Annotated in this window: 20 protein-coding genes; 5 read left to right on the forward strand and 15 right to left on the reverse strand. The window is 71.3% G+C overall.

Annotated features, from left to right (window positions below; all coding sequences use genetic code 11):
- The first annotated feature begins 66 nt into the window (after positions 1–66).
- Positions 67–915, forward strand: coding sequence for an SAM-dependent methyltransferase (locus Aph01nite_RS00365; protein WP_204038642.1), 849 nt, complete (start codon positions 67–69; stop codon positions 913–915).
- A gap of 31 nt (positions 916–946) precedes the next feature.
- Here Aph01nite_RS00365 and Aph01nite_RS00370 read toward each other — a convergent pair whose 3' ends face one another.
- The gene (locus Aph01nite_RS00370; protein WP_204038643.1) at positions 947–1,447 is read right to left on the reverse strand and encodes a hypothetical protein; all 501 of its coding nucleotides are present in this window, start codon (positions 1,445–1,447) and stop codon (positions 947–949) included.
- 229 nt (positions 1,448–1,676) lie between these two features.
- Between Aph01nite_RS00370 and Aph01nite_RS00375 the strand changes: the two genes are divergently transcribed.
- Complete coding sequence (locus Aph01nite_RS00375; protein WP_204038644.1) at positions 1,677–3,965, forward strand: NACHT domain-containing protein; 2,289 nt, start codon at positions 1,677–1,679, stop codon at positions 3,963–3,965.
- Positions 3,966–4,073: 108 nt separating this feature from the next.
- On the opposite strand, the gene Aph01nite_RS00380 is transcribed toward Aph01nite_RS00375, so the two are convergent.
- The 4 genes from Aph01nite_RS00380 to Aph01nite_RS00395 form a co-directional block, all read right to left on the reverse strand.
- Complete coding sequence (locus Aph01nite_RS00380; protein WP_204038645.1) at positions 4,074–4,682, reverse strand: hypothetical protein; 609 nt, start codon at positions 4,680–4,682, stop codon at positions 4,074–4,076.
- An 89-nt stretch (positions 4,683–4,771) separates the two neighbouring features.
- Positions 4,772–5,983 (reverse strand): ABC transporter permease, encoded by a 1,212-nt coding sequence (locus Aph01nite_RS00385; RefSeq protein WP_204038646.1) that lies wholly within the window; start codon positions 5,981–5,983, stop codon positions 4,772–4,774.
- The gene (locus tag Aph01nite_RS00390) at positions 5,980–6,660 is read right to left on the reverse strand and encodes an ABC transporter ATP-binding protein (protein ID WP_204038647.1); all 681 of its coding nucleotides are present in this window, start codon (positions 6,658–6,660) and stop codon (positions 5,980–5,982) included. Before Aph01nite_RS00390 ends, Aph01nite_RS00385 begins: the two co-directional genes overlap by 4 nt.
- A complete protein-coding gene (locus Aph01nite_RS00395; RefSeq protein WP_204038648.1) occupies positions 6,657–7,721 on the reverse strand; it encodes an efflux RND transporter periplasmic adaptor subunit in 1,065 nt (354 codons plus the stop codon). The genes Aph01nite_RS00390 and Aph01nite_RS00395 overlap by 4 nt, the downstream gene beginning before the upstream one ends.
- 182 nt (positions 7,722–7,903) lie before the next feature.
- Here Aph01nite_RS00395 and Aph01nite_RS00400 point away from each other — a divergent pair, with 182 nt between their 5' ends.
- Both Aph01nite_RS00400 and Aph01nite_RS00405 read left to right on the forward strand, forming a co-directional pair.
- Positions 7,904–8,605 (forward strand): response regulator transcription factor, encoded by a 702-nt coding sequence (locus Aph01nite_RS00400; RefSeq protein ID WP_204038649.1) that lies wholly within the window; start codon positions 7,904–7,906, stop codon positions 8,603–8,605.
- Complete coding sequence (locus tag Aph01nite_RS00405; protein ID WP_239161288.1) at positions 8,592–10,385, forward strand: sensor histidine kinase; 1,794 nt, start codon at positions 8,592–8,594, stop codon at positions 10,383–10,385. Before Aph01nite_RS00400 ends, Aph01nite_RS00405 begins: the two co-directional genes overlap by 14 nt.
- Before the next feature lie 338 nt (positions 10,386–10,723).
- Here the strand turns inward: Aph01nite_RS00405 and Aph01nite_RS00410 are convergent, their stop codons facing one another.
- The gene (locus Aph01nite_RS00410; protein ID WP_204038650.1) at positions 10,724–11,071 is read right to left on the reverse strand and encodes a hypothetical protein; all 348 of its coding nucleotides are present in this window, start codon (positions 11,069–11,071) and stop codon (positions 10,724–10,726) included.
- Positions 11,072–11,081: 10 nt separating this feature from the next.
- Positions 11,082–11,654 (reverse strand): DUF6232 family protein, encoded by a 573-nt coding sequence (locus Aph01nite_RS00415; RefSeq protein WP_204038651.1) that lies wholly within the window; start codon positions 11,652–11,654, stop codon positions 11,082–11,084.
- Between the two features lie 166 nt (positions 11,655–11,820).
- On the opposite strand from Aph01nite_RS00415, the gene Aph01nite_RS00420 reads away from it, so the two are divergent.
- Positions 11,821–14,610 (forward strand): hypothetical protein, encoded by a 2,790-nt coding sequence (locus Aph01nite_RS00420; RefSeq protein WP_204038652.1) that lies wholly within the window; start codon positions 11,821–11,823, stop codon positions 14,608–14,610.
- A gap of 45 nt (positions 14,611–14,655) precedes the next feature.
- Here Aph01nite_RS00420 and Aph01nite_RS00425 read toward each other — a convergent pair whose 3' ends face one another.
- The 8 genes from Aph01nite_RS00425 to Aph01nite_RS00460 form a co-directional block, all read right to left on the reverse strand.
- A complete protein-coding gene (locus Aph01nite_RS00425) occupies positions 14,656–16,296 on the reverse strand; it encodes a hypothetical protein (RefSeq protein WP_204038653.1) in 1,641 nt (546 codons plus the stop codon).
- Positions 16,293–17,792 carry an FGGY-family carbohydrate kinase gene (locus Aph01nite_RS00430; protein WP_204038654.1) on the reverse strand — a complete coding sequence of 500 codons (1,500 nt, stop codon included), beginning with the start codon at positions 17,790–17,792 and terminating at the stop codon, positions 16,293–16,295. Before Aph01nite_RS00430 ends, Aph01nite_RS00425 begins: the two co-directional genes overlap by 4 nt.
- A complete protein-coding gene (locus Aph01nite_RS00435) occupies positions 17,789–18,781 on the reverse strand; it encodes a LacI family DNA-binding transcriptional regulator (protein ID WP_204038655.1) in 993 nt (330 codons plus the stop codon). Before Aph01nite_RS00435 ends, Aph01nite_RS00430 begins: the two co-directional genes overlap by 4 nt.
- A gap of 46 nt (positions 18,782–18,827) precedes the next feature.
- Positions 18,828–19,466 (reverse strand): hypothetical protein, encoded by a 639-nt coding sequence (locus Aph01nite_RS00440; protein ID WP_204038656.1) that lies wholly within the window; start codon positions 19,464–19,466, stop codon positions 18,828–18,830.
- Positions 19,466–20,347: a carbohydrate ABC transporter permease gene (locus Aph01nite_RS00445; RefSeq protein ID WP_204038657.1), complete on the reverse strand. Its 882-nt coding sequence runs from the start codon at positions 20,345–20,347 to the stop codon at positions 19,466–19,468. Before Aph01nite_RS00445 ends, Aph01nite_RS00440 begins: the two co-directional genes overlap by 1 nt.
- Complete coding sequence (locus Aph01nite_RS00450) at positions 20,344–21,294, reverse strand: carbohydrate ABC transporter permease (RefSeq protein WP_204038658.1); 951 nt, start codon at positions 21,292–21,294, stop codon at positions 20,344–20,346. Before Aph01nite_RS00450 ends, Aph01nite_RS00445 begins: the two co-directional genes overlap by 4 nt.
- A 26-nt stretch (positions 21,295–21,320) precedes the next feature.
- Positions 21,321–22,649, reverse strand: coding sequence for an ABC transporter substrate-binding protein (locus tag Aph01nite_RS00455; RefSeq protein WP_204038659.1), 1,329 nt, complete (start codon positions 22,647–22,649; stop codon positions 21,321–21,323).
- A 129-nt stretch (positions 22,650–22,778) separates the two neighbouring features.
- Positions 22,779–23,783, reverse strand: coding sequence for a LacI family DNA-binding transcriptional regulator (locus tag Aph01nite_RS00460; protein ID WP_204038660.1), 1,005 nt, complete (start codon positions 23,781–23,783; stop codon positions 22,779–22,781).
- Positions 23,784–23,887: the final 104 nt, after the last annotated feature.

Below are 23,887 nucleotides of genomic sequence, written 5' to 3' on the forward strand. Positions count from 1 at the left end.
GCCGTGGTCGTGCCCAGTTCGCTGATGAGGGAGAACCATGCACCACACGTACGCCGGGGAGCGCTTATGACCGATTTCGAGGACGCCCTGCCTCCGGCGCGTGACGAAGTTCCCGCCGGGCGGATCGATCCGACGATCCCGCACCCGGCTCGCATCTACGACTATCTGCTGGGCGGCAAGGACCACTTCGTGTCCGACCGGGAGGCGGCCGAGCAGTTGCTCAAGGTGTCGCCGGGAACGCGGGAGGGTGTGCGCGCCCACCGCGCCTTCCTCCGCCGGGCAGTACGGCATCTGACCGCAGAGGCGGGAATCACCCAGTTCCTCGACATCGGGACGGGCATCCCCACGCAGGGCAACACCCACGAGATCGCCCAGAACGTCAACCCGTACGCACGGGTGGCGTACGTGGACAACGATCCGATCGTGCTCGTTCACGGGCGGGCGCTGCTGACGGGCACCGAGACCGGGATGACCACGGTGATCGAGGCGGATCTCCGCGAGCCGGACGTGATCCTTTCGCACCCCGGGGTACGGCAGGTGATCGACTTCTCGAAGCCGGTCGGCCTCATCCTGGCCGGCGTCCTGCACTTCCTCACCGACGACGAGAACCCCCACCGCCTCGTCGACTACTGCAAGGCGGCGGTCCCCTCCGGCAGCCACCTCCTGCTCTCCCACATCACGCTCGACTTCGCCCCCAAAGTCCAGCGGCAGGACCTGAGCAAGCCGTACGAGAAGGGCACCGCCCCCATGGTTCCCCGCACGCACGCCGACGTGACACGCTTCTTCACCGGCTGGGAACTGATCGAACCCGGCCTCGTCGAGGTGGTCGACTGGCACCCGGACGAGGACGAGTACCAGGAGCCCATCCCAGGCGGCCACGCCTGGGCGTACGGCGGAGTCGCCGTCAAGCCTTGAGGCCGTTCCCACAAGGCGGGGACCCGTGCCGTCAGATGTCCTGGAGCGAACGGCGGCGCTGCCTGAACCAGGCGAACAGCACGTGGCCGAGCCCGGCGAGGCCGGGCGTGAGCGTGCCGAGCACTGCGCCGATGGTGAGGTAGAACCAGCCGTCCTTGGGCGCGTCGTCACCGATCGACGCCAGGCCGAGCAGTGCCAGCAGGGCGGCGAGGACGATGAAGGACGCGGAGACGAGGGCGTACCGGCGGAGGGAGACGGTGGCGCGCAGCCGGCGGCACATGATGAAGACGATCGGCAGCGCCAGGTACGTGACCAGCTTGTTCGAGCTGTGGGCCAGGAACTGCAGGGGATTCTCGACGATGTGGTCGAAGAAGCCGACGTCCTCGCCCGTGGAGTCGCGGGTGTCGAAGGTGTTGTCCAGCCATCGGGACAAGCCCACGAACAAGCCGACGCCCAGCAGGCCGAGCGCGTACCGCCACCACGGCCAGGCGGGCAGCGACTCGGGTTCCTCGGCGGGGGTCTCCTCGGTCACGGCGATCCGCCGACGATGCTCATCGAAACGATGATCGCCCCCTATGGGCCTGGGATGCGGAACGATCCCGTGCCGATGTGACACAAATCGTATGAATGTTAATAAATTGGCGGCCCGCAAATAGTGCGGGCCGCCAATTGTTACGTCATCGACACGAGTCGAGATTTATCGGCAGGCGCCGGCCGCCGAAAGGGCCTGTGGCCAGGTGTTAATGAGTGAATGGGCAGGAATGACAAGCGACGGTGGATCGACCAAGAAACTCGGGCGGGGTGGCTCGAACCCGAAGGGCGTGACCCGGCCGGACCCGGCGGGCGTGCCGCCGGAATTCCGCCCGTGGGCCGAGCTCTCCTGCCGCTTGTACGACGAGCTGTACGCCACCCACCCCGACCGACCGGGCGTCAACGAACTCGCCCAGGCGACCAGGTACGCCGGCGCCACGATCTCCTACGTCTTCTCCGGCCGCCGCACCTACAGCTGGCAGGTCTGCCGGGCGATCGTGCGCGCGCTCGGCGGACGCCCCGGCGAGTGGAAGGCGCGCTGGGACGCGACCGCGCGCCGCCACCGCGACGAGGCGAAGCTGCGCGGGCTGCTGCCGCTGCCCGGCTTCGACCAGGACGGCGGCCCGGACAGCGCCCCGCCCGACCGGGCCGTCGGCGACTGGCGCTCACCGGGGAAGCCGCCGATCAGGCGCGTGTCCCGATGGCCGGCACGCCTCGGCGCGGTCGCGTTCACCGCCGCGCTCGAAGCCACGCTGGTGATGCTGGCGTTCACCCTGCCCGCGCCCGGCTCGTATCTCGCCGGAGCCTCCGCCGCCGCTCTCGCGGCGCTGCTCGGCCGCTGGTGGCTGCGGCGGCGCGCGGACGCGACCCACCGGCAGCGGCTCAAACTCCTGAGAAAAGTCCGCGAGAGGGCAGGAAAAGACGCCGCCCGCGCGGAGGAGCATTTATATCTGATTCCCCGGTTCACCCTTCTGCACGAGGAAGGGAAAAAGCGCGGGAGCCGTCCGGAACTGGCCAGGACGGATACCGACGTGACCGATATCCGGGTGCTTTTCGAGCAGGGCGGCGACGAGCTGACCCTGCTGGCCGACGCGGGCCTCGGCAAGTCCGCCCAGTTGGCCAAGCTCGCGACCGTACTCGCCGAGGAGGCCATCGCGGAGCTGGAGGCCGAACCGGGCTTCGCGCAGCGCCCGCTGCCGGTGCTGCTGCATCTGGCGACCTACCGGGGCGAGGAGTTCGCGGACTGGATCGTCGCCGAGGTGCACCGCGCCTACGACGACTTCCCCGAGCAGCTCGTCCGGGGCTGGCTGGCCGAGGACCTGCTGCTGCCGATCCTGGACGGTCTCGACCACGTGCCCGCCGCGCACCGGCGGGAGTGCGCCGCGCAGATCGCGCGCTTCCGGCGGTCGGCCGCCGGGCTGGCGCTGAGCTGCCGCGTCCGCGACGTGCAGCTGGCCCTCACGGTGGACACGGCGCTCTGCGCCGAGCTGGCCAGGCCGTCCAAGACGGACGTGCAGGAGTATCTGGTCGCGAACCCGGGCGGGCTGCAGCCGGTCCACGACGCGCTGAAGGCCGACACCAAGCTGTGGCCGCTGCTCCAGTCGCCGCTGATGCTGGACATCATCCGCCTGACGTACACCGGCCGTTCGGCCGACGATCTCCGCCGTCCCGGCAGACCCGCCGAACGCCGCGAACGGATCTTCGACACCTATGTCGCGGAACGGCTCAAGGGGCACCCCGATCCGTACCGGGCGCTCGGGGCTCTGACCTTGCTGGCCCGCAAGCTCGGCGAGCGCGACGAGCAGGTGCTCTACCTCGACCGCCTCAATCTGGACTGGCTGCCCCCGGCGGCGCGGAGGGCGCCGCGCATGGCCACGACCGGCGCGACGACGATCACGATCTGGGCGCTGGCGATCTGCTGGATGGCGGTGGCGCTGCGGACCGGCGCGGTCACGGGCAGCCTCCCCGACGTGGCGCTGCTCGCCTGCGCCACCATCGTGGTCACCCTCTGCCAGCTGCTGGTCGGCGAGCGGGTGGCCGAGCAGCAGGGCAAGTCGAGGCCGGGCGTGGCCGTCGCCTACAACATCCCCGCCATCCTGGTCGGCGGCGTCGTGCTCCAGCGGATCGACTGGGGCTCGCAGGCCGTCACGCTGGCCGTGCTCGTCGCGGCCTGGGGCTACATCAGCACGCTGGAAGGCTCGTTCTCGACGACGCTCCAGCCGGTGGAGCGGCTGCGGCGGCGATCGTCACCCTCGCGCTGCTCCTGCTGGTCGCCGCCGCCACCGGCCGCCTCGACACGACCTCCGCCTGGCTCCTCGCCGGCCTCTTCGCCGGCCTGTACGGCCTGGCCCGCGCCTACCGCTACGGCGGCCTCGCCCTGGTCCAGTACTGGGGCGTACGGCTGTCGCTCGCCCGGCTGGGCGGCGTGCCGCTGCGCTACCTGCGCTTCCTGGAGGACGCCGAGCACCGCATCCTGCTCTACCGCACCGGCAGCGGCTTCACCTTCCCGCACCGGATGATCCAGGAGCACCTGGACATCCCCGCCGGGGAGCAGGCGCTGGACCGGTTCTGGAAACGCCTGCCGCCGCCGTGAGCGGGCCCGGCGTCCCGGACCCGCTCCCCCGACGTCAGGCGGGACCCGGGCGCAGGGCCGCACCGCCGCCGAAGCCCGCCGCCCGGCAGTCGTCCTGGATCTTCCCGATGTCCACGCCGGGACCGGGCACGCTGTTGTACGTCCAGCCGATGGCGTTCGGGTTCGAGCCGGTGGCCGGGGTGATACTGACGTCGAAGCCGTGCTCCTTCATGCATTTGACCTGCTTGCGCACGGCGTCCGCGTAGTGCGGGTTCTGGTCGGGGTCCATCTCCGGGGGCAGCAGGGGCATCTTGTCCTCGCAGGCCTTCCTGGCCTTGTCGATCGCCTTCGTCATCGCCGCGGTGACCTCGCCGTCGCCCTGCGGCATGCCGTGCTCGCCGAGGCAGGCCGCGTACGCCCGGCGGAGTTCCGCGATCTCCTCCTCCGTGCTGTCCAGCCGCAACTGGGGGCGCTTCGACTCGGCGTCGGGCTTCTTCGACGGGGTCGGTTCAGCGGCGCCGTCGTCCTTCACCGGGGACTGAGTGACCAGGGTCGCCACCCCGTCGTCCCGCGCGGCCGCCTGCTCGGTGCCCGTACCGCCGCCGCACGCGGTGAGCAGGCATCCGGCGAGCGTCAGCGCGGCGAGTCTCCCCAGGGTTCTCACTGTTCGAAGAGTCATGCGAGGCAGGATGGCGACCGGATGTGAGGAACCTGTCAGGGACCGATGAGGTTCTCTTATGGCTTGACACGGGTTCACGCGGCGGCCAGCGCGCCGGTGGGCGTGAGGCGGGAGGCCCGGATCGACGGGTAGACCCCGGCGGCCACGCCGACCACGACCGCGCCGGCGAGGCCCCCCGCCACGGCGATCCCGGGGATGACGGGCGGCCAGCCCTGGTAGGCGTCGTAGCCGAGGGTCGCCAGCAGGCCCAGCAGGGTGCCCATGCCGCCGCCCAGCCCGGACAGGGCCACCGACTCGGTGAGGAACTGGGCGCGGATGTGCCCCCGGGTGGCGCCGAGCGCCCGCCGCAGGCCGATCTCGCGGCGGCGTTCCAGCACCGAGACGACCATCGTGTTGGCCACCCCGATGCCGCCGACCAGCAGCGCGACCCCGGCCAGGCCGAGGAACAGCGCCGAGAAGGCGGTCTCGGTGGCGCGTTTGGCGGCCAGCGCGTCCGACGGCCTGCTGACCCGGACGAGGCCGGGCGCCTCCGGGTGCACGCTGGCGGGCAGCACCGCCCGGACGTCCTCGACCGAGGGTTCGTCGGCCCGTACGTAGATCACGGTGGGGTGGCCGTCGAAGCGGAGGAAGCGGCGGGCGGCGTCCCAGCCGACCAGGACGGCCCGGTCCAGTTCGGGGGCGAGCGGCAGCGGGTCGAGGACGCCGATGACGGTGAACCACTGGCCGCCGACGTACACCTGCGGGGGTTCGCGGCCGGCGGGCAGGTCGTCGACGCCGAGCCGGGAGGCGGCGTGGTAGCCGAGGACGACGGTGGGGAAGGCGTTGGTGGAGGGGCTGAGGAACCGGCCGGTGCGCACGGTGCCGTGGACCGCCGCCAGCAGGTTGTCCCGGCCGGCGAGCACGCTGACGCCGGCGGCGTCGGTGTCGTCGACCCGGTCGGAGCGGGCCACGAAGGAGTGCGTGTTGGCGACCGCGCTCGCCACCTGGACGGGGGCGATCCGGGCCGCCATGGCGTCGGCCTGCTCCGGCAGCAGGACCGGCGGGTCCTGGTTGGGCATCGGCTCGGCGCGCAGCAGGTTGGTGCCGAGCGCGGCCAGCCGGTCGAGCAGGGCCTGCTGCCCGGCGGCCGGGATTCCGGTCACGACGATCAGGGTGGCCACGCCGATCGAGATGCCGAGCGCGGACAGCGCCGCCCTGAGCTTCCTGGTACGGATGCCCAGCAGCCCGAGACGCACCACGTCGGCGGGTGCCAGCCGTACGGGGGCGGAGGGAGACGGGTGGGTCATGGGGCGCCCTTCGTGTCGGCGACGATGCGGCCGTCGACGATCTCGACCCGCCGGGGCAGGCGGGCCGCGAGGTCCCGGTCGTGGGTGACGATCGCGATGGTGGTGCCCTCGGCGTTGAGCCGTACCAGCAGGTCGAGCACGGCCTGGCCGTTGGCGGTGTCCAAGGCGCCGGTGGGCTCGTCGGCGAGGACCAGGGCGGGCTCGTTGACCAGGGCGCGGGCGACGGCGACGCGCTGCCGTTCGCCGCCGGAGAGCTGGTGCGGCAGGTGGCCGACGCGGCGGGAGAGCCCGACGCGGTCGAGGGCGGCCAGGGCGAGCGGGCGGCGCCTGCGGTGCGGCACCCCGGCGTAGAGCAGGCCGGTGGCCACGTTCTCGGCGGCGGTCAGCCCGTCGGTGAGGTGGAACTGCTGGAAGACGAAGCCGAGTGAACGGCCCCGCAGGGCGGACAGGCGCCGGTCGGAGAGCCCGGCCGCGTCCTGGCCGCCGATCTCCACGGTGCCGCTGGTGGGCCGGTCGAGGGTGCCCATGATGTTGAGCAGGGTGGACTTGCCCGAGCCGGACGGGCCGAGGATGGCGAGGAGTTCCCCCGCGTCGATCTCCAGGGAGACTCCGTCGAGCGCCGTCACCCCGCCCGGGTGGATCTTGCTCGCGTCCCGGACCCGGAGCACGGGGGTCATGAGCTGGTCACCACCGTCAGGCCGGGGGTGATCCCGGAGCCGCTGACCTCGACCATGCCCCGGGTGAACATGCCGGTCTCGGCGGCGACCAGCTTCCCGCCGGGCAGCTGGAGGGCGTAACCGCCTTCGCGGAGGGCGAGCAGCGCGCCGACCGGCACGGCGAGCACGTCCTCGCGCGCCTTGACCGTGAACCGCACCTCGACCCTGGCCGAGTCGACGGCTTTCACGTCGGAGCCCTTGCTGGGCGTGACGGTGACGTTGACCTGCGGGACGGTGCCGTCGGACCCGCCGTCGGTGACGGCGGCGCCGATCGCGGTGACCTTGGCGGGGATCTCGTCGCCGCTGGGCAGGACGACGGTGACGCGCATGCCCCGGCGGATCGTGCCCACGTCGACGGCGTTCACCGGCACGGTCACCACCTTCACCGCCCGGGTCACCGTGATCAGGTCTCCGGCGGCGGGGTCGCCGAGGCGGGCCTGTATCGAGCCGACCCGGACGGGACCGGGCAGGACGGCGACCTGTCCCAGGTCGAGCGTGCCCGTGGGCTTCAGCCCGAAGTCGAGCTGCCAGCGTTTGAGGGCGGCGCGCAGGCCGGCGGTGAGGACGTCCCCCGGGAGCGGCTTGGCGCGCGACACGCGCGACACGCGCGACACGCGCGCGGCCGGCGACGACCTCGGGCCGATGTCGTAGCCGAGCGCGGTCAGGTTGTCGGCCACCATGGTCACGTCCCGGCCCCGCAGCCCGATCTTGTCGAGTCTGCGGAAGAGCGGGGTGGCGCCGAAGAACGCCGGCACGGGACGGTCGTTCACCCAGTAGAGCGGTGTGCCGCGCCGTACGGCCGCGCCCGTTTTCGGCAGGCGGGTCACCAGGCCCTCGCCCGCGCCGCGCACCGGTCGTGCCGCGCCGTACCCGAGCGTGCCGGGCAGCGTACGCGTGTCCGACAGGTCGGTCCTGACCACCTCGGTGGTCGCGACGGAGGCTTTGGCGGGCGGGGGCGGCTCCGGTTCGCCCCGGGCGGCCAGCGCCACCGCGCCAGCGCCCCGGCGGCGACCCGCCGCCACCTCCTGACCTCGGCCGTGTCCGTGTCAACAGTCACCGGAGCCCCCATCCTCGTCGTGTCCAGCTCGTGTCCAGCTCGGCATGACGGCGAGGATCGTGGGGAAATGTTAGGAACCCGTCAGGAACCCATAGTCCTTCTGTGAACCGTCCAGGCCGGTTCACCGGCCACCCTAAACTCGCCGTTATGTGCGCCTATGTCCTGGTTGCCGAGGACGACGAGAAGCAGGCGGACCTGCTCCGTCGTTACCTGGAGTGGGAGGGCCACACCGTCGGGCTCGTGCACGACGGGCGCTCGGTGCTGGACTCCGTCCGCCGCCGGGCCCCCGACCTGCTCGTGCTCGACGTCATGATGCCGCGGGTCAGCGGGTTGGACGTGTGCCGCATCCTGCGCGCCGAGTCGGACCTGCCGATGCTCATGCTGACCGCCCGCGCGACCGAGGACGACCTGCTGCTCGGCCTCGACCTGGGCGCCGACGACTACGTGACCAAGCCGTACAGCCCGCGGGAGCTGATGGCCCGCATCCGCACCCTGCTCCGGCGCACCCGCCGGGTGGCCACGCCCGCCGATCCGCTGCTGCGGGTGGGCGACCTGGCCGTCGATCCGGTACGGCACGAGGTCAGCGTGGCCGGAAAGCCCGTCGAGTGCACCCCCGGGGAGTTCCAGCTGCTGGAGCTGATGGTGTCGCAGCCGGGCCGGGTGTTCACCCGGGCGCAGATCCTGGAGCATCTGCACGGCTTCGACCGGCACATCACCTCCCGTACGGTGGACGTGCACGTGATGAACCTGCGCAGGAAGATCGAGCCGGAGCCGCGCAGGCCGGTACGGCTGGTGACCGTGTACGGCGTCGGGTACAAGCTGACCGACGGCCCGCATGACGCGGCGTGACGTGCCGCTGCGCCGCAGCCTGCTGCTCCGGCTGCTCGCGGTGACCATGCTGGTGTCGGTCTGCTCGATCGCGGCGACCGCCTGGCTGACCGTGCGGAGCACCACCGTGGCGCTGCGTCAGGAGCAGGGGCAGGCGCTGGCCGACGACGCGCGTGTCTATGACGCCCTGCTGGGGTACGCGGCCGGTCATTCGTCGTGGCGGGGGGCGTCGCAGACCGTACAGCGGCTGGCGCGGGAGACCGGGCACCGGATCACACTGACCACCGAGGAGCGGGAGCCGCTGTTCGACTCCGACCCCGGGCCGGTGACGCTGCCCGCCAAGCCGACGGCGGTGATCGAGCCGCTGGCCGTGGACACCCCGGAGCACATCGATCCGCGCGCGGTCGGGCCCTTCCGGCTGCCCGCCGGTGAGCGCGACCTGCTGCGGGCCGCCGCGCAGCGTCGCGCCGCCTGCCTGCGGGACGCCTTCGTGAACGTCACCGCGACCGTCGCGGAGAGACCCGGCGGGCGGTCGTTTCTGGAGATCCGCAACATCGACCCGGCCACGTCCAGGTGCGCCAGCACGGTCCTGGACGAGCTGACGCCCACGGAGACGAAGGCGCTGGCCCAGCTCGGGAAGCTGGTGAACGGCTGCCTCAAGAAGCGGGACATGCCCGAGGTGCGGCTCGGGCTGGACTTCAGCTGGTCGCCTCTCCCGGCGCCGGCCGCCCGGGACGCGGCACCCGCGGGGAATCTCACCAAGACCGTGCAGGAGTGCATCGTCGGGAGCCGCCGCGAGCAGCTCGAACCGTATGTCGCGCCGGCCGCGCTGCTCTTCGTCGGCAGCCGCGCCGGGCCGCCCTCGACGATCTTCGACCTGTCGTCGGCCAACCAGGTCAGGATCGCCGGGGTCGCGGCGGCGGTGCTGCTGGTCACCCTGACCGTGACCGTCCTGGCCGGGGTGCAGCTGGTCAGGCCGCTGCGGGCGCTCACCGGCGCGGTACGGCGGATGGAGGAAGGCGACCTCTCCCCCAGCGTGCGCATCGGCAGGAAGGACGAGATCGGCAGCCTGGCGGAAGCGTTCAACGCCATGTCCACCCGGCGCGCCCAGCTGGAAGAACTGCGCAAGGCGATGGTCGGCGACGTCGCGCACGAGCTGCGCACCCCGCTGAGCAACATCAGGGGATGGCTGGAGGCGGCCGAGGACGGCGTCGTCGCCCCCGACCGGGCGCTCATGTCGTCCCTGCTGGAGGAGGCCCTGCTGCTCCAGCACATCATCGACGACCTGCGCGACCTGGCCGAGGCCGACGCCGGCGAACTCCGCCTCCACAAGGAGACCTTCGACGTCACCGACCTGCTCGCCCAGGTCGCCAAAGTCCACCGCGGCAACGCGACCACCGCCGGTGTCACCCTCTCAACCCCGTCCGACGCCCCCTTGGACCTCCACGCCGATCCCGTACGGCTCCGCCAGGCCGTCGCCAACCTCGTCTCCAACGCGGTACGGCACACGCCCCCCGGCGGCACCGTCACCCTCAGCGCCCACCGCGACGGCCCAGCCACCGTGATCGAGGTCGCCGACACCGGCACCGGCATCGGCGCCGAGGACCTGCCCCTGATCTTCGAACGCTTCTGGCGCGTGGACCTGTCCCGCAACCGCCGCACCGGCGGCAGCGGCCTCGGCCTCTCCATCGTCCGCAAACTCACCGAAGCCCACGGCGGCACCGCCACCGCCACCAGCACCCCCGGCCACGGCTCCACATTCGCCCTCCGCCTGCCCCGGGGGGACGATCACCCGGCTTGACCTGCCGGGCCCGCGCCGTTATCCGGCGCCGTTAACACAGGTGACGCTTCTCGCCGCACCGGCGCCAAGAGCGGCCGGGGCATTCCTCTGGACCCTACTTACGCTCTTCTTGTCCCGGTTGGTGTGCCTCAGCCGCAGTGACGTGCGAGCGCACCCGCCGCGATCCTCGGCGCCCGAATCCAGACAGGCGAAAGTTGGTGTGCCCCGGCCGCGGCGACGTGCGAGCGCACCCGCCGCGATTCTCGGTGCCCGAATTCAGGCAGGCGATAGTTGGTGTGCCCGGCCCCGGCGACGTGTGACCGCACCCCTCCGGCGGTCACACGTCACCCCTCCGGCGGTCACAGCTTGCCGACGAGGGCCACTATCAAGGTGGCGACGCCGGTTTGGACGGCGGTGAGGATTGCTTCCTTGGCGCCGCCAGCGATGGCTGTGCCCAGGGCGCGGAGGCGGCCCGGCTCGGATTCGACGGCGGCGACCACGGCGGCGGGGTCGGTGACCGTGCCGTCTGGTGTGACCGCGCCGGTGCGGGTCAGGGTGGTGATGAAGGCGCGTAGTTCGGCGACGGCGGCGTCGATCTCGGCGCGGGAGGCTCCCTCGCCGGAGTTGTTGACCGTGATGATGCTGCCGGAGCCGTGCTGCACGTAGCTGTCGCGGCCGACGCTGGTCCCGTATACGTAGTCGGGCATTTCGTACACCTCATCCGTTGACGGTGATGCGGCTGTCCGCGCCGCGCTGCTCGTACTTGTCCCGGGCGACCTTGTCGCCGAGGACCAGGTCGCCGCCGACGTGGACGATGCGCTCCTGATCGGGCGGGTCCTCGATGGCGCTGACGATCTCGCCTTCGATCCGGTGGATCTCGTCTCTGGCGGTGCCGGAGAGGGCCGTGAACTGGGTGCCGGCCGTCTCGATCACCAGGGCGTACCGGCGGCGGCGGAAGATCAGCCGGTAGAGGAGCAGTCCCAGCAGGTACACGATCCGCACGCCGCCCAGGATGGCCGCGCCGGTCGTGAACTGGCCGGCGGCCTCCTCCAGGTTGAATCCCGCGTCCACGTCCAGTTCCGGCAGGGCCACGTACGCCGCCGCCGCGAGCGCGCCGACCAGCGCCAGGGTGACCGCGATGCCCTTCAGCGGGTAGAACGTCGCCGACCGGCCGCTCCACACGAGCCGCAGGGTCCGTACCCGCGAGATGTTCGCCAGCGGGTACACCTCATGCCCGATCCGGACGACCCGCTTGCTGATCCGGATCTCGCCTACCTGCCGCTTTCCCATCTCGGCCTCACCTTCACGTTCACGCGAAGAACGGCTTCATGGTCACCCGGCCACAGGAGGCGGCGAGAGAGTATCCCCCTACTCAACCCGTCGCCGACGTAGCCCGCCTCGTCACGGTTTGAGCATTCCGCTGGCGCGGGCGGAGCCACGGACCCACCATCGAACCGTGGCGCCGAGGCACTCCCCATGGCGGAGCACGCTCCGGCGGATACTCGCCGTAATCCTCGCGGCAGGCACCGTGACCGTGTACGCGCTGCTCATCCGCGAGGTGGCGACGGACACCTCCCGCCTGCCCACCCGGGCCCCCGCGAACGCGCCGACTCCCGATCTCCCGGGTCCCTCCGGCGCGGAGCCCGACCCGCCCGTCAACGGCGCGAGCTGGTGGGCCCTCGGCCATCCCCGCCGCTCGGCCGTGACCACCGTGCGGATCGCCCAGGCCACCCAGGCGGACCTGGCCGTTCTCCAGGGCGTCGATCTCTCCGAAGGTGAGACCCCCGTCAAGGTGACCATGACGATCGAGGTCTCGGCCGACCCCGCCGATCCCATCGTCGAGGAGGTCCGCACCGGGGGAATGCAGGCTTACGAACTGTTCGAATACGGCCACGGCAGCCTGTACCCCGAAACCACCCGCAACGATCTCCGGGCGGGTCTGGATTCCGCGATCACCCTCAGGTTCGCGGGCGGGCAGACCAGCGCGACAGTGGCGACGAGGTGGACATATCTCGGCACAGTCGCCAACAGCGCAGCCCTCGAACTCAACTATTTCGCCCCGTATCCGCCCTCAAGGCTACGCACCTACGGCGGACCGGCCATCGACGCCCACACCGTACGAATCGTCGCGGACGGCTGGGACATCGCGGGGGTCACCGGGCAGACACCCACCTCCCAGGCTGATCACCAAATGGAACTGCGTGGCCAGTCGGACTTCCAGGTCGCGCTGACCCGAACAGGCCATAACCCGTACGTGGAACTGTTCCTCCCGGACACGGCAGAGGACGAGGACACCGAAGAAGGCGTCGAGTGGAACACGGTCGCGGTCTGGTCCGCGGTCGCGGCCCTGCTGATCGCCGCCGGATGCGGGGTGCGCGCCCTCGGGCGAACTTGGTGGCGCGACCGCCGCAACCACCTGCTCGTGGCCGTGACGGCGGCGGTGTCCGGTGGCGTCGCCGCAGTCGCCGCGCAGGCCGAGCCGAGCCTGCTTCCCGGAGCGCCGAACCGGGTGCTGTCCGCCGCCTGGACCACGCTGGCGAGACGGAGCTGGGAGGACCTGAGCGCGCTCGCGCTGTGGACGAGCGTGGGTCTGGTGCTGCTGGCCCTTCCCGCCCTGCTGGTCTCGCACACGATCAAACGGCGCGGCCAGATGCCCTGGTCCAGCTGGGCACTCCGCGATCTCGTCGTCACCCTGGCCATCGTCCCGGCGATCCTCCTCGTCGTGTCGGCACGTGTCGAGGATGGCCCGGAGTATGCGCCATGGCTGGCCTTGGCGCTGCTGTGTCCCGTGGGTGCCGCAGTGCTCGCAGAGCCTACGAGAATGCCGGACTCCTATCTGCGCGCGACCGTGGCGATCGCGGCCGCGCTGTCCTGCCTCGCTCTACTGGTCTTCACGCGGAACCTGCTGATCGGTCTGTATCCCGCCGTGTGGGTCATCGGCCTGGTCTTCGCGGTTCTCTGGTCACCGATCGCCATCGCCGGGGTGGCGCTCGCGGTGGGCCGATGGTCCCGGCCACACGCTCTGCTGAGCCTCGCGGCCACGGTCGTCATCTTCGTCTGGCCGATCTCCAGGAGCGATTCGACACCGTACCTCTCCGCCGACGATGCGAAGGCTGTGCTGTTCTCCCTCGTCGTTCAGAGTCTGGGCCTCCTGGTCCTGCTCGTGTGCCTGCTCATGCTGCTGAGGCTCTTCCGTCTCGGCCGGTCGCCCGGCGCGATCGTGGCTCGGGAGCCGTATGCGACGGTCGCCGGCATCCTGGTCGTGGCCTACATGGTCGGCAACGGCGGCGACGAACTCGCCGCCCTGGTCGCCTTCGCCTCCATGGTCTGGCTGACGACCGGTGCTCCGGCCCGCCGTTCGAACGAGCAGGCCACCAAACTGGCCACCGAACTGGCCACCGAGCCGGCAATCGAACTGGCCGAGGTCTCGCCCGCCGAGCATCGGCGGCTCGTCCGGTCGGCCCTGCGCCTGCGGCTGCTGCGGGCCTCGGAGGAGGATCTCTTCCGGACCAGCGGCGCCCGCCTGGCCGGCGGCGAGATGACGGTGTCCGAACTCGACGGCAAGGCGCGCGAGCTCGAGGAGGCGATCGCGCGCCGGGAGGAGGGTCTGGATCCCGACCTGGCCTTCGCCACCTCGGGTGGCCGCACCCCGGCGGCCAACGGCCTCACCGCCGCCGCGGTGGCGCTCGTGCTCACCCTGCCGCTGACGATCACGCAGGGGCTGGAGAACACCGGGCTCTCGATCCAGGAGATGTACAACAGCCGGTTCCTCATCGCGCTGCCCGCCTTCGGGCTGGTCTACGGCTACTTCTACCCGAGGATCCGCGGCGAGCTTCCGATCACCAAGGGCCTGTTCCTCATGGTGGCGGCCCTGGTGACGGAGCTGTCGAGCTATCTGCCCAGCCTGACCGACGGCAGCACCGATCTGGCCGACCGCCTCTACGTGATCGCGATCGTGCTGGGCAACACCGCGATCCTCGGGCTCGGCCTGGGGCTGTTCTGGGAGTGGCGGCTGATGCGCCTCGCGGGCGAACCGTGGTCACGGATCCGCAACGTCCGCAATGTCCGCTCGCTCACCGCGCCGCTCGCGGCCATCCTCATCGCGGCCGGCACCGCGGCGGCGACGTCCCTGGCGGGAGCCGCGGCCACCGAGATCTTCCAGTCACCGTCCGCGGAGCAGACCACGGGACAGACCGGAGGGCAGACCGGGCCCCCAGGTCAGACCGCGCCGAGCCCACGCCCGTGAACGGGGCTCCCGCCGTACGAGACGGAAGCCCCGCGGAACGGAGGGTCAGGCGATGGACGTCTCCCCGCACAGGTGCACCTGGACGCCGAGTTCGGCGAAGAGGGCGGCCTTGGCCAGGAGGGCCTTGTCGGCGGTCGCCGCGTCGGGGGCGTACGCGACGTTGAGGTGGTTGGCCTTGTGGCGGGCCATGAACTGGTCGCGGCTGACGCCGTGGAAGACCGCGTGCATGATCGGCCAGGCGGGGGTGGTGGCCCGGGAGCGGCGTTCGGTCTCCTCGTCCGGGAGCGAGATCGCCGACGCCCGGCCGAGGTCGACGTGGAGCGCGCCGCCCTGGACGAAGACGCGGCTCCAGACGATCTCGCCCGGCTTGCAGACGCCCTTGATGGTGGAGCCGCCGAGCGGGAAGTAGACCGGGTCCTGCCGCCAGCCGACCGCGCCCGCGTAGCCGTCGGCGAAGTGGGACGGCGGTACCGAGCCGGAGATCTCGAAGACCCAGACGAACTCCCCGTCGTACTCCTCGCCCCAGCGCACGTCGTGGAGGGTGGTCGCCGGGTCGAGGCCCATGGCCGTCCAGATGCGGTTGGTCACCAGGGCGTCCACGGCCACGCCCTCGTCGGCCTCGTTGAAGTGCGGGAGCGCCTGCCCGTCCCAGAGCACGCGGGAGCCGTCGCGGGAGGTCACCGGCGGGCGCTCGACGTTGTTGAGGATGCCCTCGGCCAGGTCGGAGGCCGGGGAGAGGTCCTTGAGGCCCTGCTGGTACTGGATGCCGACCGCGTCGAGGCCGAAGTCGTCGCTGATGCGCAGCGCCGCCACGTACATCTTGTACTGCCAGCGCAGCTGCGCCTCGGTCAGCTCGGTCGCCTCGTCGGTGCCCAGCCGGAAGGTCATGCCCCTGCCGAGCAGCCACGCGCCGACCGCGTCGGCCTCCTCGTCGGACACGGTCTGCATCTCGGCCCAGAGGGCGCTCTGGGAGAGCCGCTCCTTGTAGACGCCGATCGGGTTGAGCAGCTCGTCGTCGATGATCGCGTTGTACATGCCCATGCAGCCCTCGTCGAAGACGCCGATGATGGCCTTGTCGGCGAGGAGCTGCCGGGCGATCGCCCGGCCGAGTTCGGTCTCGGCGTTGCCGGGCAGGGCGGGCAGGTCGCGGACGTGGGCGGCGTCGTGCGGGATGGCCTGGTTCTCCACCCAGCCCTTGATGCCCGCCTTGAACCAGTCGTCGGTGAAGTCGACACTCCAGATCGTCGAGTACGCGACGCCCATCTTCGTCATCCCGGCGTTGAGCCCGAGCAGGCCGACCAGGCCCGGCCACTCGCCGGAGAAGTTGGCGACGGTCAGGATCGGACCCCGGTGGGTGCGCAGCCCGGCCAGCACGTGGTGGCTGTACTGCCAGACGGCCTCGGCGACGATGAGCGGCGCGTCGGCGGGGATGTTCTTGAACACCTCCAGGCCCATGCGCTGGCTGGAGATGAATCCGTGGCCGGTGGCCGGGTCGACCGGGTTGGCCCGTACGACCGTCCAGCCCAGCTCGGCGAAGGCGGCCGTGACGTCGGCCTCCATGCGCTGCTGGGTGGGCCAGCCGGCGAGGTTCGCCGAGAGCCGCAGGTCTCCGCTGGCGATCAGGTAGGCCGTGTTGGGCGGCGCCGCCGGGCGGCTCGCCGGGACGGGGAGGGTGTAGCTGGTCATGGTGTCTCCTCCGAAGGGGGGCTGGCCGGCGTCCGTTGCCGGGCCGCGAGCGCGTGGGCGATGGTGCGGGTGGCGGGGTAGAGCTCGCGGTACAGCGCGTAGAGCTCGTCGTAGCCGGCCCGTTGCGCGGGATCCGGCGTGATGGTCTCCGCCGGCGGGTTCCAGGCGGCGATGTCGGCGGCGACGGTGGTGCGCGCCGCCAGGTGGGCGGCGCCGTAGGCCGCGCCGATGGTGGTGGCCGGGATGACCTGGGGCAGGCCGGTGACGTCGCTGACGATGCGCGTCCACAGCCCGCCGCGGGTGCCGCCGCCGACCGCCACGACACGGTCGACGGGCGCGCCGGCGTCGCGCAGCGCCTCGACGTTGTGCCGCACGCCCAGGGCGGTCGCCTCCAGGGCGGCCCGGTAGAGGTCGCCCCGGGTGTGGCTGAGGGTCAGTCCCGCGACGACGCCGCGCGCGTCCGGATCCTGGAGCGGCGTGCGCTCTCCCGCGAAGTACGGCAGCATCAGCAGCCCCCGCGCCCCCGGCCCCGACTCCTCGGCCTCGGCCAGCAGGGTGGCGTAGTCGGCGCCCGCCAGGTCGCGCAGCCAGGTGGTGATCGCGCCGGAGGTGGCCATGCCGCCCGCCAGGTTGTGCGAGCCGCGGAACGCGCCGACCGTGCCCCACATCGACGGGGTGCGGAGCGGGCGTTCCACGGTGGCGATCAGGAACATGGTCGTGCCGTACATCAGCATGAGGTCGCCCGGGTTCTGGGCGTCCACGCTGACGGCCTCGGTCCAGGCGTCGATGGTGCCGGTGATGACGGGGGTGCCGGCGGGGATGCCCGCGACCGGCTCCCTGGTCGTGCCGGCGACCTGGTCGGACCAGGCGAGCGGGGGCAGCTCCAGGTCCGGTGCGACCCGCTCCGCCCACGGCCGGTACCAGTCCACCGCGCCGAGGTCGAACATCGGCGTGCACTGGCTGGCCGAGTGGTAGTCCAGCGTGTACGCCCCGGTGAGGCGGCGCACGAGCCACGAGGCCGGCATGAACAGGCGGCGGGCGCGGCGCCACACCTCCGGTTCACGGTCGGCGACCCAGCGCAGCTTCGGCCCGACGGCCTGCGAGGACAGCACGGAGCCGCAGCGTTCCAGGATCGCGTCCGCGCCGCCCAGTTCGGCGGTCAGCTCCTCGATCTGGGTGGCCGCGCGGGTGTCGACGCCGTACAGGATGGCCGGGCGGAGCGGCCGGTCGTCCTCGTCGGTGAGCAGCACGCACGGTCCCATGCCGCTGACGCCCACCGCCGCGACCGTCACGCCGGAGGCGGCGGTCAGCTCGGCGGCGAGTTCGCGGAACTCGGTCCACCACAGCTCGCCGTCCATCTCGACGTGGCCCGGGCGCGGGCGGCTGACCTCGTGCTCGCGTACGGCGGACGCCAGCAGCCGGCCGTCCTCGTCCACCAGGACGCCCTTGCTGCTGGACGTGCCGATGTCGACGCCCAGAAAAGCCCTTCCGCTCACTGCCTCTCCCTGGTTCTGTGGTCGGTGCGCAGCACCACGGTCCGCGCCGGGCCGTCGTCGCCGGCGATGCGGTCCAGCAGCAGCGCCGCGGCCGCCTCGCCGAGTTCCCTGGCGGGCAGGTCCACGACGCGGATGCCGCGCCGCTCGAACGACGCGAACGGCAGGTCGCCGAAGACGGCCAGGCCGAACGCGGCCGGCGACAGCCCCGCGTCCTGGAGCGCGTCGAGCGCGCCAGCCGCCATCAGGTTGTTGGCCACGACGGCGGCGTCCGGAGGCTCGCGGAGCGCGAGCAGTTCCGCCATGGCCAGCCGGCCGCCGTCCACCCGGTAGTCGGCGTAGCGCAGCAGCTCGGCGTCGCCGGCCTCGCTGCGGTCGCGGGTGGCCTGCTGCCAGCCCTCCATGCGGAGCTGGGCGGTCTCCACCGAGCTGGGCCCGGTGATGCAGGCGACCCGCGAGAAACCGGCGGCGAACAGCGACTCCGCGGCCGACAGGCCGCCGGCCCTGTTGTCGACGGTGACCGCGTCGATGTCGGCCCGGTTCAGGCTCCGGTCCACGGCCACGACGGGCCGCTGGCGGGCGACCAGCCTGCTCACGTCGCTGGCGGCGTCGGCCGGGGCCAGGATCACGCCGGCCATGTGCTCGGCCAGCGCGATGTCGATGTACGTGGACTCGCGGACGGGGTCGTCGTCGGTGTTGCACAGCACCACCGAGTAGCCGCCCGCCCTGGCCCGGTTCTCCACGCCGCGGGCGAGCGCGGTGAAGAACGGGTTCTCGATGTCCGGGATGATCAGCGCGATGACCTCCGAGTACTGGCGGCGCAGCCGCCTGGCGGTCCGGTTCGGGGTGAAGGCCAGCTGTTCGGCGGCGGCCCGGACGAGCCGCTCCGACTCGGGCGAGACCCGCGCTCCGTTCATCACCCGGCTGACGGTGGCAGGCGACACGCCCGCGAGGGCCGCCACCTGGTAGATCGTCACCTTCGCGCCGGCCATCCGCTCTCGCTCAGGTCCGCGCCGCCCCCGGCGGCGAGTGCGAGGGTCATCGCCGGCTCTGGAGCGCGTCGATCTCGTCGAGGAGGCCGATCGTCTGCGCGGCGGTGACGGCCAGGAACAGCGGCAGCACCACGGCCGCCAGCACCCCGGCGGAGGCAGCGACGGCGAAGCCGCCCAGCCAGCCGAGGGCGACGAGCGTGACGGCCCAGCTCGGCCGGAACGCGACCAGGATCAGCCCGCCGCGCAGCGCCGCCAGGCCCTGCCGTCCGCGCAGGGCGCCGTAGGCCAGCGCGTACGGGAAGACGAGCAGCAGCCCCGCGCCGCCCAGGGTGGCGGCCAGCGCGGCCGCCCCGCCCGAGGCCAGGCCGAGCCAGGCGAGCGACACCCCCGCCGCGAGCAGCACCGCGAGCACGGGGTCGAACTCGCGCAGCATCGCCAGCCGGGGGCCTTCCCCGCGCGCCGCGGCGGCGGCGAACCGGGCCAGTCCGGTCAGCGCGAGCGCCGGCGGCACGGTCGCCGCGGCGATCATCCAGTCCGGGGCCCCGGAGATCATCGCCGCGGCCAGCGGAACCGCCGCCGCCAGCCCGGCCAGGCCCGCGACCAGCGAGCGGGGCAGCTCGTGCCAGAACCCGAGCGCGCCACGCCGTACCAGCCACGGCAGTGTCGAAACCGGCGGGGCCGCCATCAGAGCTTCAGCCCGCTCGACGCGATGGACTGCACGATGTACCGCTGCGCCACGATGAACACGATCAGCACCGGCACGATCGCCATCGCGATGCCCGCCGCGATGGTGCCCAGCGACCCGGTGGAGAACCGCCCGGCGAGCAGCACGAGGCCGACCGGGAGCGTCTGCCGCTCGGTGTCGCTGATCATCACCAGCGGCAGCAGCAGGTCGTTCCACCAGTACGTGAAGCACAGGATGCCCAGCGTCGCGATGGACGGCCCGGACAGCGGCAGGATCACCCGCGCGAACGTGCGGAACCGCCCCGCGCCGTCGATCTTCGCCGCCTCCTCCAGCTCGTACGGCAACGCCATGAAGTGCTGCCGCAGCAGGAAGATCCCGAACGCGCTGAAGATCCCCGGCAGGATGAGCGCCCACAGCGTGTTGGTCATGCCGAGCTTCGACATGACCAGGAACAGCGGGACGATCGTGACCTGGATCGGGATCATGAGCGAGCCGATCACGATGGCGAACAGCAGGCCCTTGCCGCGGAACCGCAACCGCGCGAAGGCGTACGCGGCGGTGGAGCAGGTGACCAGCTGCGCGAGCGTGACCGTGCCCGACACGATGATCGAGTTCAGGAAGAACCGGAAGTACGGCACCTGCTCCGTGACCTGGCCGAAGTTGCGCAGCGTGAGATTCTCGGCGTGGAAGGTCGGCGGCAGGCGGTACAGCTCGGCGTCGGAGCCGGAGAAGGCGCCGCGGAAGATCCACAGGAACGGCGCGGTGATGGCGACGGCCGCGACGGCCAGGACCAGGAAGGTCAGCACGCGGGCGGCGAGGTGGCCGGCCCGCGAGGGCGGGGTGACCGGTGATGTCGCCGGTGATGTCGTCAGGGTGCTCATGAGTAGTGCGTCCATCTGCGCGAGAACCAGAACTGGATGGCGGTGAGCAGGACGAGCACCAGCGCGAACGTGATGCCGATCGCGGAGGCGTAACCGAGGTCGAAGTCGCCGAAGGCCCGGTCGTAGAGGTACTCCACGATGGTGCGGCTGGAGTCGCCCGGCCCGCCCTGGGTGAGCACCCGCGGTTCGGCGAAGATCTGGAAGGAGTTGATCGTGTTGATCACGACCAGGAAGAAGATGGTCGGCGAGAGCAGCGGGAAGGTGATCCGCCAGAACCTCGTCCAGGCCCCGGCGCCGTCCACGATGGCCGCCTCCCGCAGCTGCTTGGGGATCGACTGCAGGCCGGCGATGTAGACGAGGATGGAGAACCCGATCGTCTTCCACGAGTTCACGATGATGATCGACACGGGCGCGAACGCCGAGGAACCGAGCCAGTCGATCCGGTCCACCCCGGCCAGGCCGAGCAGGTAGTTGACCAGGCCGAGATCCTTGTTGAGCAGGAACCGCCAGATCAGCGCGACCGCGGAGGCCGACACCACGAACGGGAACAGGAAGGAGAGCCGGAAGAAGCCGCGCAGCCAGTTCGGCATCCGCGTCTCCAGCAGCACCGCGAGCAGGAGCCCGAGGACGACGTTGACGGCCAGGATGGCCAGCGCCATGTAGGTCGTCGAGCCGTACACGCCGAGCAGGCGTTCGTCGTGGAAGAGCCGGTCGAAGTTGTCCAGGCCGACGAAGGTGCCGTCGCTGAGCAGGTTCCAGTTGTAGAAGCTCAGCACGAGCACGCCGACCGTCGGGGCCAGGACGAAGACGAGGAACATGATGATCGACGGCGTGAGGAAGGCGAGCGCCGCGGCCCCGTCCCCCCTGCGCCGGCGCGGGGCCGGGGGCCCGGGATCGGCGACCGCGTGGTCGCCGGTCCCGGGCCGGAGTGTGCTACTGGTGGTCATGTCTGCCTAGCGGGATCGGGTCGGACTCAGCAGGTGACGATGCCGCTCAGCTCACTCTGCAGGCTCTTCAGGCCGTCCGGCACGGACGTCTCGGCCGCGAAGATCTGCTGCAGGTGGCGGAGGACGGTCGACTCGAACGTGCTGTACTTCGCCGGTGCGGGGTACGGCACGAGGGTCGGGTACTTGTCGATGCTGTTGTAGTAGAGGTCGGAGTTGGCAGGGGGAACGCCGACCTTGGAGATCGTCTCCGCCACCGAGCGCCGGGACGGGATGGAGTCGCCGGGCTTGTCAGGGGTGCCGACGTACTGCTTCTCGATCTCGTCGCTGACGGTGAACTTCTGGTACTCCCAGGCGAGGTCCGGGTTCTGCGACGACTTGAGGATCGGGTAGCCCGCCCCGCCGAACACCGTCTTGTAGGTGTCGCCCTTAGGGTAGAGCTGGATGTCGAATGCCTTGAAACCGGCCGGGAGGAAGGTGGCGATCGGCCACCGGCCCGCGCCGAACATGGCGACCTGGCCGTTCTGGAACCGGGTGAAGACGTCGCTCATCGGCATCGGCGCCGGCGCGATCCCCTCCTTGATCAGGTCGTTGAGGAAGGTCACCGCCTTGTTGACCTGGGGGGTGTCCACCGTGGCGGCGCAGACGTCGTCACTGGTGAGGTTGCCGCCGGCGTTGGCCACCCAGGGCATGATGCCGGGGAAGATCTCGTTGCTGGCCCAGGTGAAACCGTACTGGTCGGGCTTGCCGTCGTTGTTGGTGTCGGCGGTCAGCTTCTTGGCGGTGGCCTTGAAGTCGTCCCAGGTCCAGTCGGCGCTCGGGGGTTCGAGGCCGGCCTTGGTGAAGGCGTCGGTGTTGTAGTAGACGACCATGTCGTTCCAGCCGTACGTCAGCGTGATGACGTCGCCCTTGACGGTGAAGCCGTCGATGAGGCCCTGGGCGATGTCGGCCGTGATGGCCTTGGCCCCGGCGTCCTTCTCCAGGTACTGGTTGATGGGCTGGACGAGGTTGTTGGAGTGCACGAACTGGGCGCCCTCGCCGGAGATGACCATCAGGTCGGGGCGTTTGCCGGAGGCGATGAGCGTCGCCACGTTCGCGTAGTAGGTTCCCCAGTTCTCCCCGGTGACCGGGGTGAGGGTGACTTTCACATCGGGGTGGGACGCCATGAAGGCGTCGGCCGTGGACTTGTTGCCGCTCTCGGCGGCGGGTCCGTAGTTCCAGTAGACGATCTCGAGTGCTTTGTTGTTGTTGCCGGACGACGACGACGTGTCCGAACCGCTTGCGCAACCCGCAAGGGCGGTCGCCGCCAGCGCGGTGACCGCGCAGGCCAGCGCGACTCTGCGCCGGGGGATGTTCATAGGCCTGCGTCCCTCTCCTAACAGCCGTGGGGTGCGCCACAGTGAAGTCTAAGAAATCGATTTCGTCAAGCATCGCGGGCAAAGTCGCCAGGACAGCCTCTGATCAGGGAGATAACGTCATGGCATCGATTACAGGGCTGGGTCTTTGCCCGGCAGCGGCGGCGGGCTAACCTCCGCGCGGAGCACCACGGTCCTGAGCGGCTGGGTGTCCCCCGCGATGCGCTCCAGCAGCATCGTCGCGGCGGTTCTGCCCAGGTAGCGGGCCGGAAGGCGGACCTGGACGACGCTCGCCACGGCCGCCGGGGCCATGGTCACGAAGGGCAGCTCACCGACCGCCGCGACGCCGAACTGCTCCGGCGAGATCCCGGCCTCGGCGAGCGCCTGGAGGGCCCCGATGGCCATGAGGTTGTTGGTCGTCACGACCGCGTCCGGCGGGGTGTCGAGGGCGAGCAGGGCCCGCATCGCCGCGTGCCCGCCGTCCACCCGGAAGTTGGCGTGGCGCAGATAGCCCTCGTGCACGCCGGTCCCGCGCGCGGCGGCCACCTGCCGCCAGCCGAGGAACCGGTCCTCGGTCATCTCGATCCCGGCGGGGCCGGCGATGCAGGCGATCCTGCGGTACCCGGCCTCGACCAGGGCGGTCGTCGCCGCGATGCCCGCCGCCCGGTTGTCGATCTTCACGGCGTCCACCGGGTACGGCGTCGTGCGGTCCACCGCCACGACCGGGCGCCCCAGCGAGACGATCGCGCCCAGGTCCACCTCGTCCGAGGCCGGCGAGAGGATCACGCCCGCCATCTGCTCGGACGCGGCTATCTGCAGGTAGCGCAGCTCCTTGGCGGGGTTGTCGTCGGTGTTGCAGAGCACGACGGAGAAGCCCGACTCCTGGGCGCGGTCCTCCACTCCCCGGGCGAGCGCCGTGTAGAACGGGTTCTCGATGTCGGGGATGAGCAGGGCGATGATCTCCGAGCTCTGCTTGCGCAGTCGCCGCGCCGTCTTGTTCGGGGTGAACGCCAGCCGCGCGGCCGCGTCGCGGACCAGCCGCTGCTTCTCCTCGGAGACGGTGAGCCCGTTGAACACGCGCGAGACCGTCGCGGGAGAGACCCCGGCGAGCGCCGCTACCTCGTAGATCGTGGCCATGACCCCCCACTTTACCGACCCGGCGTGAAACCGGCCCCTCCCCCGCCCGGACTTGACACCCGCCGTGACCTCGCCCTACGTTTGTGAAACCGATTTCATGATCA

Origin of the sequence: Acrocarpospora phusangensis, from assembly GCF_016862995.1 — a bacterium.
Classification (GTDB): domain Bacteria; phylum Actinomycetota; class Actinomycetes; order Streptosporangiales; family Streptosporangiaceae; genus Acrocarpospora; species Acrocarpospora phusangensis.

Excerpts from the sequence above, each read along its gene's own strand:
- Aph01nite_RS00365 (WP_204038642.1), top strand. The coding sequence starts at position 67 with ATGACCGATTTCGAGGACGCCCTGCCTCCGGCGCGTGACGAAGTTCCC.
- Aph01nite_RS00375 (WP_204038644.1), top strand. The coding sequence starts at position 1,677 with ATGACAAGCGACGGTGGATCGACCAAGAAACTCGGGCGGGGTGGCTCG.
- Aph01nite_RS00385 (WP_204038646.1), bottom strand. The coding sequence starts at position 5,983 with ATGACCCACCCGTCTCCCTCCGCCCCCGTACGGCTGGCACCCGCCGAC.
- Aph01nite_RS00390 (WP_204038647.1), bottom strand. The coding sequence starts at position 6,660 with ATGACCCCCGTGCTCCGGGTCCGGGACGCGAGCAAGATCCACCCGGGC.
- Aph01nite_RS00400 (WP_204038649.1), top strand. The coding sequence starts at position 7,904 with ATGTGCGCCTATGTCCTGGTTGCCGAGGACGACGAGAAGCAGGCGGAC.
- Aph01nite_RS00405 (WP_239161288.1), top strand. The coding sequence starts at position 8,592 with ATGACGCGGCGTGACGTGCCGCTGCGCCGCAGCCTGCTGCTCCGGCTG.
- Aph01nite_RS00410 (WP_204038650.1), bottom strand. The coding sequence starts at position 11,071 with ATGCCCGACTACGTATACGGGACCAGCGTCGGCCGCGACAGCTACGTG.
- Aph01nite_RS00415 (WP_204038651.1), bottom strand. The coding sequence starts at position 11,654 with ATGGGAAAGCGGCAGGTAGGCGAGATCCGGATCAGCAAGCGGGTCGTC.
- Aph01nite_RS00425 (WP_204038653.1), bottom strand. The coding sequence starts at position 16,296 with ATGACCAGCTACACCCTCCCCGTCCCGGCGAGCCGCCCGGCGGCGCCG.
- Aph01nite_RS00435 (WP_204038655.1), bottom strand. The coding sequence starts at position 18,781 with ATGGCCGGCGCGAAGGTGACGATCTACCAGGTGGCGGCCCTCGCGGGC.
- Aph01nite_RS00440 (WP_204038656.1), bottom strand. The coding sequence starts at position 19,466 with ATGGCGGCCCCGCCGGTTTCGACACTGCCGTGGCTGGTACGGCGTGGC.
- Aph01nite_RS00445 (WP_204038657.1), bottom strand. The coding sequence starts at position 20,347 with ATGAGCACCCTGACGACATCACCGGCGACATCACCGGTCACCCCGCCC.
- Aph01nite_RS00450 (WP_204038658.1), bottom strand. The coding sequence starts at position 21,294 with ATGACCACCAGTAGCACACTCCGGCCCGGGACCGGCGACCACGCGGTC.
- Aph01nite_RS00455 (WP_204038659.1), bottom strand. The coding sequence starts at position 22,649 with ATGAACATCCCCCGGCGCAGAGTCGCGCTGGCCTGCGCGGTCACCGCG.
- Aph01nite_RS00460 (WP_204038660.1), bottom strand. The coding sequence starts at position 23,783 with ATGGCCACGATCTACGAGGTAGCGGCGCTCGCCGGGGTCTCTCCCGCG.